Source organism: Pseudomonas sp. Marseille-QA0892 (assembly GCF_054950135.1).
In genome coordinates, this window is the sequence record NZ_CM143104.1 from 2,096,404 (window position 1) to 2,112,030 (window position 15,627).

A 15,627-nucleotide genomic window follows, 5' to 3' on the forward strand; every position below is an offset into this window, starting at 1 on the left:
ATAACGGCGACTGAACCCAACAGCCCGCTAACAACGTGCATCAAAAAAAAGCCGGCACGTGGCCGGCTCGTAAAGTGGAAACTCAGCAGCCTTTCTGCGAAACCAGCTTGGTTTCCAGATAGTTGCCAATCGCTTCGCTGCCTCCTTCGGTGCCGTAGCCGGAATCCTTGACACCGCCAAACGGAAGCTCAGGTGCCGCCAGGCCGACATGGTTGATGGTCAGCATGCCCGTCTCGACGCGCTGGCCAAGGCGAGTGGCGTTGAGCGTGCTCGATGTGTAGGCATACGCCGCCAGGCCATACGGCAAACGGTTGGCTTCGGCGATAGCCTCGTCCAGCGTCTTGAAGGGGCGCATCACCGCAACCGGCCCGAAGGGCTCCTCGTTCATGATGTTTGCCTCTACCGGCACCTGACCGAGTACGGTCGGTTCGAAGAAGTAGCCCTTGCCCGACGTGCGCTTGCCGCCCAGAAGCAGCTCCGCGCCTTTCACCACGGCATCTTCCACCAGCGCTGCGAGTGCGGGCGCTCGGCGCGCGTTGGCCAGCGGCCCCATGGTCACGCCGGGCGATTCGCCGTTGCCCACGTTGATTTCACGTGCATGGCGGACGAACGCGTCGACGAACTGCCCGTACACCTCTTCCTGGATCAGGAAGCGTGTGGGTGAGACGCACACCTGCCCGGCGTTGCGGAACTTGCTCGCGGCCATTTCCTTCGCGGCGAGCTCGACATCCGCATCTGCGCAAACGATTACCGGGGCGTGCCCGCCCAATTCCATGGTGACACGCTTCATATGCTGGCCAGCCAATGCGGCGAGCTGCTTGCCAACCGGGGTCGATCCGGTGAAGGAGATCTTGCGAATCACCGGATGCTGGATCAGATAACTCGAAATCTCGGCCGGCACGCCGTAGACAAGGTTGACCACACCTGCCGGTACGCCCGCATCCACGAAGGCACGGATCAGTTCGGCCGGTGAGGCCGGTGTTTCTTCCGGGCCTTTTACGATGATCGAACAGCCTGCCGCCAGGGCAGCCGAAAGCTTGCGAACGACCTGGTTGATCGGAAAATTCCAGGGGGTGAACGCCGCAACGGGGCCGACCGGTACTTTCAACGTAAGCTGATAAACGTCCGGCGCGCGTGCAGGAATGACCTGGCCGTAGGTGCGGCGTCCTTCTTCGGCAAACCAGTCGATGACGTCCGCGGCAGCCATCGCTTCGGCCTTCGCTTGATCCAGCGGCTTACCTTGCTCGCGGGTCATGAGCACGGCAATGTCAGCCGCACGCTCCCGCATCAGGTTGGCTGCCTTGCGCATGATCTTGGAGCGTTCGTACGCCGACATCTCGCGCCAGGTTTCGAAGCCCTTTTGGGCAGCATCCAAGGCCAGGTCCAGGTCAGCCTGCTCCGCATGTGCCAGCTGGCCGATGACCTCCTCGGTCGCAGGATTCACGATATCGAGTGTCTTGCCCGACTGAGCGGGTACCCATTCCCCATTGATAAGCAGTTTTACGTCTTGAGCCATGAGTTGTCTCCAAGGTTGACGATAAGATACGACTCGCCAGGCCATGAGCCTGGCGCAAATGAATGGTTGCCCTCAGCAAGCGATGCCACTGGATGAAACGGCGGCATTCTCGGAGTGGATGCACTCGCCACACGCTTGCGTTCGTGGCCGAGATCGGCCGCGTTAGCGCATCAGCCCCTCCATGGCACTGGCAAGCTTGCGTACCCAGCGGCGTTGCCACGGCGCGGTCCTGACATTCGCGAGTACATGATCCTCGAGAATGAAGCTGCGAATGACCGCGTTGTAGCCCAGCCAGCGAAACGGCTCCGGCTCCCAGGTGGACAGGCTGTCGATACGTCGGTCGCCGAGCACCCACGGCTGCCGCGTCAGTACCGTTTCCTTCTCAAGGATAAGGTCAGCCAGCGTTCGGCCGCCCAGGTTCGCGGCGCCTACCCCCTCACCTCCATACCCACCAGAGAGCGCGATACGATTTTGACGATCCACCAGCATATGGGGTTTGAACCGCCGCGCCATACCGAGGTTGCCGCCCCAGGCGTGGGTGAGCTCAACCGAGCGCAACTGGGGAAACATTTCCGACAACAGGTAACGGCGAAGATCACGCTCGCCTTGGGTCAGGTTGAAATCCGTCCGTAGCCGGCCGCCGTACTGGTAGCCGCCGCGTGCTCCGAAAACGAGTCGATCATCCATCGACCGCTGCGCATAGGTCACCTGCCGGCTGGCCTCGCTGAACGCCTGGCCACGGTCGAGGCCGATGTCGCCCCAGATCGATGCAGACAATGGCTCCGTTGCGACAATCAGGCTCTGCACGGGAATCTGGTGGCGCCCCAGGTCGCCAAGCCCGGCTGCGTAGCCTTCCACGGCGGGAACGATCCAGTCAGCGCTTACCGTACCGTTGGCGCAGACTGCCCTACCCGGCTCCCAGTCGATAACGGCGCTGCGCTCGTAAATCGTGACACCCATCGCCTCAACGCAACGCGCCAAGCCGCGGACAAGGCGCGCCGGTTGAATCGTCGCGCAATGTGGCGAATACAGGGCGCCATACGGCCGGGCGACGCGAAGCTGCGCGGCGAGTTCGTCAGGCTCCAGCCAGCGGTAGTCGTCTTCACCAAGCCCCTTCGCCCGCGCCGCTGCCAACTGCGCAAGCAGCTCTTCGCGCTGCTCGGGGTATCGCGCTGCGCAATACAGCACGCCACCCTTGCGAAAGTGGCAATCGATCCCCTCTCGGGCGACCGCTTCGCCAACTTCGTCCGGTATGCCGTGTAATACGTTGTGCGCTTCATCACGTGCTGCCGCGTCGAGCCCCGCAAGGAGCCGGTCCTCGCCCAGTACGTTCCCCATCACCCAACCGCCATTGCGTCCCGATGCGCCAAAGCCCGCTGTTTCCGCTTCGAGCACGGCAATGTTCAAGGAAGGCGATTGCCGTTTGAGGTAATAAGCTGTCCAGAGGCCCGTGAACCCGGCGCCGATGATCGCGACGTCAACCACGATATCGGACATAAGCGCTTGGCGCGGTGCAAGGGGCTCGGACAGCTGGTCCATCCACAAACTGACGCTACGCCACTGATCCATCGCCACCTCTCATCGACCGATTCAATCGCCAGACCTCGCTCTTGGCGCCTGGCACGCACGGTGCAAGTCACTGAGAGCAGGTTAGCGTCCAATCCCGACACTGTCCTCCACGCGGGTCCGCAAGGAAAGATCACGCAGGTAGGCTCGCGGCGTCATGCCCGTATGGCGCCGAAAGCTGTTGTAGAAGGCCGACAAGGAATTGAAGCCTGCTTCGGCCGCCAGGTCGTCTACGGATCGCACGTCATCCATTTTCTCGAGCCGCGCCATCAAATATTCGAGCCTGGCCTGGTTCACGTAGCGATAGAAGCTCTGGCCCAAAATCTGATTGAGCAGATAGGAGATCTGATTTCGGCTGTAGCCCGTGGCCTCCGCCACCTGCGGCAAGCTCAGGTCAGGATCGAGGAACGGATGCTGGTTCTGGAAATAGCTTTGCAGATCCTGCGCCAGCGCGCCGAGCTGGCGGGCAGAAAGCCCCAGTTTGCCCATTGCGGACCTGGTCGCCGGCGCGGGCGTCGGCCGCTCACCACGCACCAGGGACGCATATTCATTGACGCGCCAGACCTTGGCATCCCGCACCGTAATTGCTTCGCTGGAGCGAAACGAGACCAATCCGTCGCCACCCTGGATCGTTGTTCGGTATTGAATGAACGCCGTATCGCCGTCTACCCGGATACGGTCCACATGCTCGAGCCGCTCCTCTGGACGTCCTGCCATGGTCGCCAGAACATACGCGCGGAGCTCGCCCAAATGCAGCGTGCGATTCTGGAAGAAATCGTTGTATTCGATGTCCGGATGATAGAGCGCCATGACAGCATCGATTTCCCGCTGTTTCCAACTTTCGTGGTAGCGCTGAATGACCGCTCGCGTGCGCGCGGTTGCACTCTCGTCATCACAGGGCTTGGTCTCGTCCATCATGGCATTCCGCAGGGTTCAGCAGGCAGCTTGCCGGAGTGGATCGCGCGCCTCAAGCCAGCTGTATCAGCCTCGCTGCCAGTGGTAGCATCCGCACCCCATGCGAATAGCCGATTTCCACCACCGCCTCGCCGACCTTGGCGCGAAACCCGTTCATATCGGGCGGATTAATCGCGACTGGCTCAAGGGGCTGCCGCTCGATACCGGCACCAAGCATCGCGCGGCTGAAGACTTCCTGCCGCTGAGCGTGCGTAACGGACTTCCTGGCGTCGAAGCCGAGCTTGCCGAACTCGCGTGTGTTCATTCCGAACATCCGGCGGCAGACGGGTCGATTCGCCTTCTGGTAAGGCTCCACGACGGGCAGATGGTCGAAAGCGTACTCCTGCCGCGAGGTGGATTATGCGTTTCGAGCCAGGTCGGTTGCGCCGTCGGCTGTACGTTCTGCATGACGGGCAAAAGCGGGCTTTTAAGGCAGGTCTCCAGTGCCGAGATCGTCGCGCAGGTCGCACTGGCTCGTCGGATCCGACCGGTGAAGAAAGTCGTCTTCATGGGTATGGGTGAACCCGCCCACAATCTCGATAACGTGCTCGAAGCCATCCACCTGCTCGGAACCGATGGTGGCATTGGCCACCGGAATCTGGTGTTCTCGACCGTAGGCGACCCTCGGGTGTTCGCCCGCCTCCCCCAGGAACGCGTCAAGCCCGCGCTCGCCCTCTCGCTGCACAGCACCCGCGACGATCTCAGACGAGAGCTTCTGCCCCGCGCACCTCGAATGACACCCGATGAGCTGGTCGAACAGGGCGAGGCCTACGCGCGCGCCATTGGTTATCCGATCCAGTATCAGTGGACACTGCTTCGCGGTATCAACGATACCCAGGAAGAACTCGACGGTATCCTGCGACTGCTGACAAGCAAGTATGCCGTGCTGAATGTCATTCCCTACAACAGCGTGGCAGAGGACGACTACCAGCGCCCGGACGGCGATCGTATCGTGCAGATCGTTCGCTACCTGCACAGCCGAGGGATTCTGACCAAGGTCCGCAACTCGGCCGGACAGGACATTGACGGCGGTTGCGGTCAGCTGCGCGCACGTGCCACGGACGTGGTAAACACGCGAAGGCTGCACCGATCCTGACTCGGTCTGGCATCATGGCGCGCCCATTTCTATCCCGGCCGCCCTATGCACACTCTTGAACAACTCAGCCGCGGTGATCTTGCCGGCATCAAACGACTGGATCTCCAGGCGGGCCTTGATCACTTTCCGGACGACATCTTCGGGCTGGCCGACAGCCTGGAGGTTCTAAACCTGTCGGATAACCGGCTGAGCACGCTTCCGCACGACCTCTCGCGGTTGCGCAAGCTCCGCGTGGTCTTCTGCTCGGGCAATCCCTTCACGGTATTGCCTGAAGCGCTGGGCGACTGCGCACATCTCGAAATGGTGGGTTTCAAGAGCTGCCAGGTACGCCATGTACCCGAGGCAGCCCTTCCCCCTGAGCTGCGCTGGTTCATCCTGACGGATAACGCGGTCGAATCCCTGCCGGACGCGCTGGTTGAGCGTCCCCGCCTGCAAAAGCTCATGCTGGCTGGCAACCGCCTCTCCCAGCTGCCCGCCGGGATGGCAAGCGCTGAAAACCTACAGTTGCTCCGTATCGCCGCAAATCGGTTCGAGCAATTGCCGCCCTGGCTTTTATCTCTACCGCGCCTCGCCTGGCTTGCCTATGCAGGCAACCCTTTTAGCGACACATCCGAGGAGCATGCCCGCGCAGCACATCCCGTCCCGACGATTCCACGCGCCCATATTTCGCTCGGTCAGGTGTTGGGCCAGGGTGCATCCGGCATCATTCACCGGGCAGAGTGGCAGTCACCAGTCGGCGCGACGCGAGCCATGGCAGCCAAGATGTTCAAAGACGCCGTCACAAGCGATGGTCTGCCTCGTAGTGAAATGGCCGCATGCCTGGCCGCGGGGCGGCACGCCAATCTGGTAGAGGTCGCCGGGCCGCTGACTCCCGCTGACGAACAACCCGACGCGCTACTGTTTGAATTAATCGACTCGCGATACCGTACACTCGCAGGCCCGCCCTCGCTGGAAAGCTGTACACGTGACACCTACCCCACCGACTTCAGGCTCTCGCCCCAACAGATTTTGAAGATTGCGGCGGGCGCGGCCTCGGTTACCGCGCACCTGCACCGCAATGGCATTCTTCATGGTGACCTCTATGGGCACAATCTGCTCGTCGATAGCAATGGGTACGCCTTACTGAGCGACTTCGGTGCAGCGTCCTTCTTTGCGCCCGGTAGCGTTACTGGTGAAAGGCTTCAACGGATCGAGGCACTGGCCTTCGGATGCTTGCTGGAAGAGCTGATCGCTCACGCGGATAAACCGGAGGCGTCAACGCTAAATGAATTGCGCACGCTACGAGACGCCTGCCTGCAATCCGACACTGACGCGCGACCCACACTTATTCAGATGGATGCGCAGCTCAACGGTACAGCGCTACCGGAGTAAAACGAACCCGAGGCCGATCACGGAAACAAGAAATCCCGCGACAGCCATCAAACCGTCGCGGGCAATCAAGGCCAGCCCAAAAAGTGCGATCGTCGCGAACGGGATCATGCCGGCGAACGGGATGATCTCAAGCGGCGGCGTTGCCAGGCATAGCACTACCGTGAAGAGCGCCATCAACTGTAAGAACGGCTTGCGAGTGGCCCACACCAGGCGCGGCCGGACCAACTTGTCGATCCAGCGAATGGGCTTACGCACCTTCGCGAGGCCTTCCAACCGACTGGCCTTGACGCTGCGGCGGTCGATGAAACCCGGCAGCCATAGATCTTCACCACCGAACAGTATTTGCACGGCGAAGAGCCCGACAATGATAGCGATGAACGTCGGCATGCCCGGCACTCCACCGATCGGGCTGATCTCGATGATGCTGGGAATGAACAGGAAAGGGCCGAATCCCCGCGAGCCTATCGCCTCGCGAATGTCCGCTACGGAGACCTCGTCCTGGTCTTCACTCAGGTCGAGAATCTCGCCGATCAGATTCTCCAGATTACCTTGATCACCCTGCTGCTCATGGCCTGACATGAATCCTCCGTTTCGGTTGGCTTGCACAGGCACCCAAGAAGGAGCCCGAGCGTCCAGATGGGACCATTCCATAGCGATGGCCATGGAACGTGACCCGGACCTTACGTTAGGGTCCAGCAGGGCGCGTTCGATCCCTCGACGGCAGCAATGCCTGCCGCATTGTGTAACGCGCGGATGCGCTCGGGCGCAGGCCACCATGCCGGCAATAGCTCCCGCACCTGCCGTTGACCGAATCGATCATCGATCAGCGTGACGACGCCAGTATCTTCCAGCGTCCGAACGACACGGCCAGCAGCCTGCACGACCTTTTGCAGGCCTGGATAGAGATAGGCATATTCGTAGCCGGCGCCAAACGCCGCTGCCATTCGTGCCTTCAGGCGCTCATTGATCTGATTGAACTGCGGTAGCCCCAGCGTCGCGATAAACGCGCCAATGAGCCTGTCTCCAGGCAAGTCCACACCTTCACCAAACGCACCGCCCAGCACCGCAAACCCTATACCGCGCCCCTGCGCCTCGAAACGCTCGAGGAACCCGTCCCGCTCGGATTCGTTCATCTGGCGTGACTGACGCCATATCGGCACGTCTGGTCTGGCTTGGGAGAAGGCCTGGGCGACCTGTTCGAGATAATCGAAGCTTGAGAAGAAGGCCAAGTAATTCCCCGGGCGGTCTGCATATTGGCCCGCGATGACTTTCACAATAGGGGCAACGGAAGCTGAGCGGTCAGCATAACGCGTCGAAATATCTCCCACATGCCGAACACGCAGCTGGCCTGCCTTAAAGGGTGAAGGGACGTCTTGCCAGGGCGTGGTCCCCGGCAATCCCAACAGATCCCGGTAGTACCTCGCCGGGCTGAGCGTGGCCGAGAACAGCACAGTGCTATGGCTTTGAGCGAAGCGCGGCGCCAGGAACGCTGCTGGCGATAGGTTACGAAGGCATAGCACGGAGGTCGCCTTTCGGCCGCTCCCGCTCTTCTCCAGGTCGAACAGGTAATCCTCGTTGAACAGCTCGGCGATACGGCAGAACTGCATTGCGTCGAAATAAAAGCGCTGCACTTCGGTAGGCAGCGGCGCAGGCAGCTCGACGAGAAAGTCCGTCAGCTCGCTGACCGCCTGGAGCAGCGTCGATATCAGCGTTACCGGTATCTCCGGGTAGCTTTTATAGGGTTCGTCGCCTTGGGCGGCCGCCAGCGTACGCCACTGCCGCGCAACCCTGTCAAGCGCGCGTTTGACCGCCGCATTCGGTGCACTACGACGTGCCTCATCCAGCGACCGCTGCGTCAGTGCGGCGCTGTACATGCCACGCCCGCGGTCCACCAGATTGTGCGCTTCATCGACCAACACGAGCGTGCGCCATCCGTTGGACATGGCCAGGCCATGCAGCATCGCGGCAAGATCGAAATAGTAGTTGTAGTCGCCGACGACAACGTCCGCCCACCGTGACAGCTCCTGGCCCAAGTAATAAGGGCAAACATCGTGGCGAAGCGCGATGGCTCGCAGCGATGGCCGATCGAGCCAACCATGGATGGCCGCCTCGGCACGCGCCGCCGGAAGCCGATCGTAAAACCCTTTTGCAAGTGGACAGGACTCACCATGACAGGCCCGGTCCGGGTATTCGCAGGTTTTCTCCCTCGACGCCAGCTCCAGCACGCGCAAGGGTGCCTTGGCAGATCGCAAATGACGTAGCGCACCCAGCGCCAGCGCGCGCCCGGGCGTTTTTGCGGCTAGAAAGAACACCCGGTCCAGTCTCTTCGCAGCCAAGGCCTTGAGCTGCGGGAACAGCGTGCCGAGTGTCTTGCCAATGCCGGTCGGCGCTTCCACCATGAGGTCGCAGCCAACGCTGCCGGCCTTGTAGACGGCCTCGGCAAGCGCCCGCTGCCCGTGTCTGAATTCGGGATGAGGAAACCGCAATGCAGACAGGTATCGGTCACGCGCTTCGCGGTGAGCCAACTCCGACACAGCCCACGCCGTGAATCGCTCGCAAAGCCCATGCAGATGCGTTTCGAGCTCGGCAGCGGTGCAATGCCGATCCAAATGTGTCTCCCGCGCTGTGCCAATGTCGAAGTAGACCAGCCTGAGGTGCACATCGGTGAGCTCGCGTTCCTCGCACAGCAACGCCCCATAGGTCATCAACTGCGCCCAATGGAGGTGGCGCTGGTTATCGGCCTGCCTGGAAAGGTCTCCCCGATGCGTCTTGATCTCCTCGAGCCGGTTCGACGCCGGATCATAGCCATCGGCACGCCCCCGAACGGTCAACACACCGACCGTTTGGCTAAGGGAAACCTCGCGCTCATAGTCGCCGCCTCGGCGTCCGGTCACCGTCTGGTGACCGGCGATGCCTTCCTGTGCCGTTGGGGCGGGCGTGAAACGAAGGTCCAGGTCGCCCGTCTTGGCGGCGAACTCGCATAGCTCCCTCACCGGGACGCGGTACGTCACACGGTCATCTCTGTTGCCCACTGCACGTAGCAGACGGTCACCGGCATCTCGTGCTTGGCACAGAAGGCCAGCCAGCGTAGCTGATTGTCCTGGAGCCGATCGCCAGGGCCCTTCACCTCGATCATTCGGTAGCGCTTTTCATCAGGCCAGAACTGAATGAGGTCGGGCATGCCGGTCCGGTTGGCTTTCACATCACGCAACAGGCGCTCGAACCATTCGCGAAGGTGGCGCGGCGGAATGCAGTCCAGTGCTGTTTCAAGCAACGCTTCGTCAATGCCGCCCCAGTGCACGAAGGGTGACATCAAGCCGTGTTTGCGTTGGTAACAGCCGAGGATCGCGTCGCGATGCGTGCCTGCATCGAGCATCGCGAAACAGCGTTCAAACTCGGCTTGGCGGCGCGTACGAAAGCCAGCCTCATAGAGATCGACCGGCCCTGCGTGAAAGGGGTGGAAAAATGCACCGGGCACCGGTGCGAAGATGGCTTCCCAACACAACAAACCGAACAGCGCATTGATCAGCAGATTCTCGACGTAGAATACTGGCGCGTGTGGTTCGGTGAGGTGAAGCGCAACGGCTTGCTCGACCGATACACCGCAATGCGGCAATGACAGATCGAGCCTTTGATAGTCGACCGGCGCGCGTCTCGTGGACCGTGCCTGACCCAACTTCCGCTCAAGTCGCGGCATGATGCGCTCCAGATGTTGAACCTCGGCTTCGTCCCGCGGAGCCATCGATATGATCCTGGCCTCGGCCAGTGCATCGTCATAGCGCTCCAGTCGCTCCAGGACGCGTAGTCGCCGGCTCCGCGCGCCGACATGGTCGCACTCTTGGTAGAGCGCTTCGGCCCAATCAAGCTCGCCAGAACGCTCACACTGTTGTGCCATGAGGTAGGTCAGGCGGTGTAGGCGCAAGTCCAGCCAGGCGCATTCCGAACGCTCTGGCAGGTCAGCCAGTAAGGTAGCGATGTCCTCCCCGCTTTCGAAACGTTCCCTACACCGGTGTACGTGCAGGTAGCTGTCAATATCGTCGCGACATGAAAAGCCACGCGAGCGCGCATCGATCGAAACCGCCTCATAGCGATGGATGCCGAGATCGGCCAAGACAAAATCGGACCATGTCTGCCGAAGGTTGCCAAAGAACATCAACCTGATCCGATCGCACAGCGGCATGCAGTGCAAACGGAGCAAACAATCTTCGCCAAGCCAGCATTCAAAGGGCCTGGCCATGGTGTTTTCCGCCTGCAACGCAGCCAGCCAGTCTTCCTTGCGCAGCCCCCGGCTCGGGCCGAACGCACGCGTTAGCTCCGCACGAGTGCAAAGCCGGAACAATTGACCGATGTCAATCTCGAAGCCCGTTTCTACCCAGCCTGCTGCAAGCAATGCATCGAGTGCGGCCGCGCGATCCGTAACCTCGTCATACTCCAGCTTGCTCAGCCGAAAAAGATCCCCTTTACGCATGATCATGCGGGTCAACAGGGCCTGCGCATCAGATGAAAGCCCCAGAAAGCTCGCTATTTGGGCAAGCTCCTCTTCAAGCAGCAGATCGCCATGCCGATCACGTACCCATTCGAGCACGCTGCGGAAATTGAGCAAGTAATAGAGAGGATTGTCGACGGATGCTGGAGACACGAGGCTGAACGCTTGGGCGGGACACTGTTCATGCGTACAGATATCAGGCCAAACGGCGAATGGCAAACCGTGTCGATCGGCGGGGCCTCAACAAGGCGGACAACGACGACCCCGGCTATCACAGCCATGTGGTACGAGGCTCGGTGTGGCTAGGAATCCACGTCAGGCTTGCGCACATCATCACCCGGGATTTCCTGGGCAGGCGCATCGGGTACAGGAGCGTCTGTTGGCGTAGGAGACGGAGTGCCCGGCGGCGCTTCAATGTCGTTGGGATGGTGTACGTCTGTACCTGGCCCTGCAGGCGTCGTCATGAGAAAGCTCCTGAAGCGTTTCTCTTACGAACCAGACAAGGGCCAAGCGTTCCGTTCGAGAGATGGCCGAGCCGCTGTTAGCCTGCTACGGGCGTGCGCATCGTGACGAACTCTTCAGCAGCCGTCGGATGGATACCCATGGTTTCGTCGAAGATCCGTTTGGTCGCGCCAGCCCGAATGGCCACGGCAAGGCCTTGAACAATCTCCCCTGCCGACGGCCCCACCATGTGGCAACCGAGCACCTTATCGCTATCGGCGTCGACTACCAGCTTCATGAACGTCTTTTCTTGCGACGCGGTCATGGTCAGCTTGAGTTGGCGGAAACGGCTCTCGAATATCTTCACCCTGTGGCCCGCTTCACGCGCCTGCTCTTCGGTCAGGCCGATCGTGCCGATGTTGGGCAGGGAAAACACAGCCGTCGGGACCTGCGAATAGTCGACCAAACCGTGGTATTCCTCCGGCTTGAACAACCGTCTGACCACAGCCATGCCTTCAGCCAGTGCCACCGGCGTGAGTTGGACGCGACCGATGACATCGCCAATCGCAAGTACGGATGCATCCTTCGTCTCATACTCATCGTTCACCTCGATGAAACCGCGGGCATCAAGGGTGACGCCTGTGTTTTCCAAGCCCAGGCTATCGAGCATCGCCTCGCGGCCAGTTGCATAGAACACGCAGTCGGTTTCGAGCGTGGACCCGTCAAGCAATTGCAGCGTAAAGCTGCCGTTCTCATTGCGCTCTATCCGGGTGATATCGGTGTTGAATCGGAGGTTCACGGCTTTCTTGCACATCTCTTCGCGCAGGTGCTCGCGAACTGCCAGGTCGAAGCCGCGTAGAAACAGCTCGCCTCGGTACATCTGCGTCGTTTCCACCCCGAGCGCATGGAAAATGGATGCAAATTCCACCGCAATGTAGCCGCCTCCAACAACGACCATTCGCTTGGGAAGCTGCTTGAGGTAAAACGCCTCGTTGGACGTAATGATGTGCTCTTTCCCGGGAATGTCCGGTACTTTCGGCCAGCCGCCTGTCGCAATCAGGACATGGCGCGCTGTGTAGCGCTTGCCGTCGACTTCGACCTCGTTCGAGCTGATGAACCGCGCGTGGCCTTCTATGAGCTGCACGCCGTTGTTGACTAGCAGGTTGCGATAGATCCCGTTGAGGCGCGCAATCTCCTTGTCTTTATTGGTGACGAGGGTCGCCCAGTCGAATTTCGCCTGTTCAATATTCCAGCCGAAGCCCTTGGCATGCTCGATGTCTTCACTGTAATCGGCGGCATAGAGGAACAACTTCTTAGGTATGCAGCCGACGTTTACGCAGGTACCGCCGAGATAGCGGTTCTCTGCGACCGCCACACGCGCGCCGAACCCGGCCGCGAAGCGTGCCGCCCGCACACCACCGGAGCCGGCACCAATGACGAATAGGTCGAAATCGAAGTCCATGCTTGCCTCGCTTGCAGATTTGATGCTCAGCATACCGCAGATGCTGCTCGCCCGCCGCGGCGTAGGGCTGCGTGCCTTCACGGCTAAACCCCAGAGCCCTTTATTTGATGACTGTTCATTCGTGCCCAGCAGAAACGACAAGGGCCAGCCCGTAGGCTAGCCCTTGTGCAAACCGGAAAGGCGTAGATTCAGAACGCCTGGCCAGTCTTGTACAGGTTCTCGAAGCAGAAGTTGGTCGCTTCGATATAGCCTTCGGCACTACCGCAGTCGAAACGCTGACCCTTGAATTTATAGGCCAGCACGCAACCGTCCTGAGCCTGCTTCATGAGCGCGTCGGTGATCTGGATCTCGCCGCCTTTGCCTGGCTCGGTCTGTTCGATCAGATCGAAAATGTCCGGGGTCAGGATATAACGGCCGATGATAGCGAGGTTGGACGGCGCATCTTCCGGCTTGGGCTTCTCTACCATGTGGCTTACACGGTAGATGTCGTCGCGGATCATTTCGCCAGCAATGACGCCGTACTTGTGCGTCTGGTCAGCCGGTACTTCCTGGATCGCCACGATGGTGCAGCGGAACTGGTTGTAGAGCTTGACCATTTGTTGCAGAACGCTGTCGCCTTCGATGTTCAGGCACAGGTCATCAGCAAGCACCACGGCAAAAGGCTCGTCGCCGATCAGCGGACGACCGGTCAGGATCGCATGACCCAGTCCCTTCATCTCTACCTGGCGGGTGTAGGAGAAGGTGCATTGGTCGATCAGGCGGCGAATACCGACGAGGTAACGTTCTTTTTCGGTGTTACGAATCTGCTGTTCGAGTTCGTAGCTGATGTCGAAGTGGTCCTCGAGCGCGCGCTTACCGCGACCCGTGACGATCGAAATTCCGCTGAGGCCAGCTTGCAGCGCTTCTTCGACGCCGTACTGGATCAATGGCTTGTTCACCACTGGCAGCATTTCTTTCGGCATCGCTTTGGTAGCGGGGAGGAAGCGCGTGCCATAACCGGCAGCAGGAAACAGACATTTCTTGATCATGTGAGTCCTTTGCACTTTGAGGAGCGTAGGAACTGTCACGCATAGGCCGTGACAGCGATATTACAAGCCAAAGTCGACGATGAAAGTCGTCCCGATGGCGCCTGGCTAGGTCTGACCATCTTTGGCCCGTGTGGTTCTGTTGGATTGCATTTTGTAGCGTAGCGCGTCGATACAGCATGAATCCGATCAGCGGTATTGACAATTGGGGCCGGGTATAACCCAAGAAAAAGATATTTATTGACAGCGCCGGCCAGTCATGCATTGAACGCATCGGCCGGTGCGGATGACCAATGCTTGGAAATCTCGCAACCAACCGAGGCCAATTCCTAGGAGAGTTCGTGCGGATCAATTTGCTCTATGCATCGCTCTTGTTTCTGCTGCCCGTCCGTACGATGGCAGCAGACACAGCCCAAGATTGCGAATCCATCGGAAATCCTGGCGAACGGGTGCAATGCCACGCGGCCGCGTTCGCATCCCGGCCATGGCTGCCAGGATCCCCTGCCGAAGCGGAAACGGGAATATGGAAAATGCGCAGTGCACCGGACCCGCAGGGCGGCGAGACGGTCTACTTTGCCTCGCTTCGCGCAGAGCATGGCCAGGACCGCTGGAGCAGGCCTGCGTGGCTGACGGTCCGCTGCAAGGCAGACAAGACGGAGCTTTACATCACGTGGGGTGAAAGCCTAGATACCAAGGTCCAAACCGTCTACGCTCTGGATGCCGGGAAACCCGTTACGGAGAGCTGGAAGCGCGCGCCTGATCGTACGGCTGCGTTCTATCCAACCTCACCGATCAATTTTCTCAAAAGGCTAAGCGATGCCAGCAACTTGGCTATTACCGTGACGCCAGCCGACGGTTCGCCTCACACCGCTGTTTTCGTGACCGCCGGGGCGCAGGCTGCCCTGGCCCCGGTCCGCAAGGCATGCGGGTGGTAACGCGCAAACGCCGCAAATTTCGCAGCGTTCTCATTATTAGAGCAGCCAACCCAACCAGAATCGTCCTTGGTCAACCGGCCGGATCGGCTGCCCTCCACTGACTGCACTGGGCGAAGTTAGTTTCATTCCAAGACCATCAATGTATTGGGTTTATCGTTTTAGCGTAGGGAAAACTGCAAACGCGCCAACGGCTTATATCGCACCGTGATCGGCCGGATGGCGGTATGATCCATCCGCGGGCGGGCAAAGGTGGCCTCACCGAGAGCGCTACTGAGCGGAACCGAGTTCCTTGCACAACAGGGCTTGCACCTTTATAGTCCGCGCCTGCCCGCCAAGACGGGTTCCGCATCAAACAGCGCTACTGCCCGAATGGCGAAATCGGTAGACGCAGGAGACTTAAAATCTCTCGGCCGCAAGGCTGTGCCGGTTCGAGTCCGGCTTCGGGCACCAGTAATCACGCGGCTTCCAGCAATTCCCTCCTTATGCCGCGTGTTCCGCAAAAAGGACTTTGTTCCGCAATTGTTGATCGTGGCGAGCAGGCGTCTGGCTTGAGTGTCTCAGTGGCAACCCTACAGATGGGCATGCCATGGACCGAATATGCGACCACAACCGCACCCAGCTCTACCGCCGCCTGAAGAATTCTTAACGCGAACTTGCCGAACGCCGCCCATATAAAGGTGACACCGTGGTCGAGTTGCACACGATGAAAGTAAAGCAGGAGATAGAGAGGGTGGAAATAGAGCTAGGGGGCTAGCTTGATACCTTGCTGGTTCAG

Annotated in this window: 12 protein-coding genes and 1 tRNA gene; 4 read left to right on the forward strand and 9 right to left on the reverse strand. The window is 60.1% G+C overall.

What is annotated here, in order from left to right:
• Window positions 1-82 precede the first annotated feature (82 nt).
• From ACY8D3_RS09710 to ACY8D3_RS09720, 3 genes are all read right to left on the reverse strand, one after another.
• Window positions 83-1,516 (reverse strand): NAD-dependent succinate-semialdehyde dehydrogenase, encoded by a 1,434-nt coding sequence (locus tag ACY8D3_RS09710; protein ID WP_462383743.1) that lies wholly within the window; start codon window positions 1,514-1,516, stop codon window positions 83-85.
• Between the two features lie 162 nt (window positions 1,517-1,678).
• On the reverse strand, window positions 1,679-3,085 hold the full coding sequence (locus ACY8D3_RS09715) for an NAD(P)/FAD-dependent oxidoreductase (protein ID WP_462383745.1): 1,407 nt from the start codon (window positions 3,083-3,085) through the stop codon (window positions 1,679-1,681).
• Window positions 3,086-3,166: 81 nt separating this feature from the next.
• Window positions 3,167-4,000 carry a helix-turn-helix domain-containing protein gene (locus ACY8D3_RS09720; protein WP_462383747.1) on the reverse strand — a complete coding sequence of 278 codons (834 nt, stop codon included), beginning with the start codon at window positions 3,998-4,000 and terminating at the stop codon, window positions 3,167-3,169.
• A gap of 97 nt (window positions 4,001-4,097) precedes the next feature.
• On the opposite strand from ACY8D3_RS09720, the gene ACY8D3_RS09725 reads away from it, so the two are divergent.
• Together ACY8D3_RS09725 and ACY8D3_RS09730 are read left to right on the forward strand one after the other, a co-directional pair.
• Entirely contained in the window at window positions 4,098-5,132 is a 1,035-nt protein-coding gene (locus ACY8D3_RS09725) for an RNA methyltransferase (protein ID WP_462383748.1), read from the forward strand.
• Between the two features lie 45 nt (window positions 5,133-5,177).
• Window positions 5,178-6,503, forward strand: a complete 1,326-nt coding sequence (locus tag ACY8D3_RS09730; protein ID WP_462383750.1) for a leucine-rich repeat-containing protein kinase family protein — start codon at window positions 5,178-5,180, stop codon at window positions 6,501-6,503.
• Here ACY8D3_RS09730 and ACY8D3_RS09735 read toward each other — a convergent pair.
• The 6 genes from ACY8D3_RS09735 to galU form a co-directional block, all read right to left on the reverse strand.
• A complete protein-coding gene (locus ACY8D3_RS09735; RefSeq protein ID WP_462383752.1) occupies window positions 6,492-7,082 on the reverse strand; it encodes an exopolysaccharide biosynthesis protein in 591 nt (196 codons plus the stop codon). The two genes, ACY8D3_RS09730 and ACY8D3_RS09735, sit on opposite strands and share 12 nt — an antisense overlap.
• 101 nt (window positions 7,083-7,183) lie before the next feature.
• Window positions 7,184-9,535, reverse strand: a complete 2,352-nt coding sequence (locus ACY8D3_RS09740; RefSeq protein ID WP_462383753.1) for an ATP-dependent DNA helicase — start codon at window positions 9,533-9,535, stop codon at window positions 7,184-7,186.
• Window positions 9,511-11,142 carry a VRR-NUC domain-containing protein gene (locus ACY8D3_RS09745; protein WP_462383755.1) on the reverse strand — a complete coding sequence of 544 codons (1,632 nt, stop codon included), beginning with the start codon at window positions 11,140-11,142 and terminating at the stop codon, window positions 9,511-9,513. Before ACY8D3_RS09745 ends, ACY8D3_RS09740 begins: the two co-directional genes overlap by 25 nt.
• A 149-nt stretch (window positions 11,143-11,291) precedes the next feature.
• Complete coding sequence (locus ACY8D3_RS09750; RefSeq protein WP_462383757.1) at window positions 11,292-11,453, reverse strand: hypothetical protein; 162 nt, start codon at window positions 11,451-11,453, stop codon at window positions 11,292-11,294.
• A gap of 77 nt (window positions 11,454-11,530) precedes the next feature.
• A complete protein-coding gene (gorA, locus tag ACY8D3_RS09755) occupies window positions 11,531-12,892 on the reverse strand; it encodes a glutathione-disulfide reductase (protein WP_462384329.1) in 1,362 nt (453 codons plus the stop codon).
• A gap of 188 nt (window positions 12,893-13,080) precedes the next feature.
• A complete protein-coding gene (gene galU / locus ACY8D3_RS09760; RefSeq protein WP_462383759.1) occupies window positions 13,081-13,920 on the reverse strand; it encodes a UTP--glucose-1-phosphate uridylyltransferase GalU in 840 nt (279 codons plus the stop codon).
• Between the two features lie 338 nt (window positions 13,921-14,258).
• Between galU and ACY8D3_RS09765 the strand changes: the two genes are divergently transcribed.
• Together ACY8D3_RS09765 and ACY8D3_RS09770 are read left to right on the forward strand one after the other, a co-directional pair.
• Window positions 14,259-14,852 carry a hypothetical protein gene (locus tag ACY8D3_RS09765; protein ID WP_462383761.1) on the forward strand — a complete coding sequence of 198 codons (594 nt, stop codon included), beginning with the start codon at window positions 14,259-14,261 and terminating at the stop codon, window positions 14,850-14,852.
• 363 nt (window positions 14,853-15,215) lie between these two features.
• A tRNA-Leu gene (locus tag ACY8D3_RS09770) sits at window positions 15,216-15,302 on the forward strand.
• Window positions 15,303-15,627: the final 325 nt, after the last annotated feature.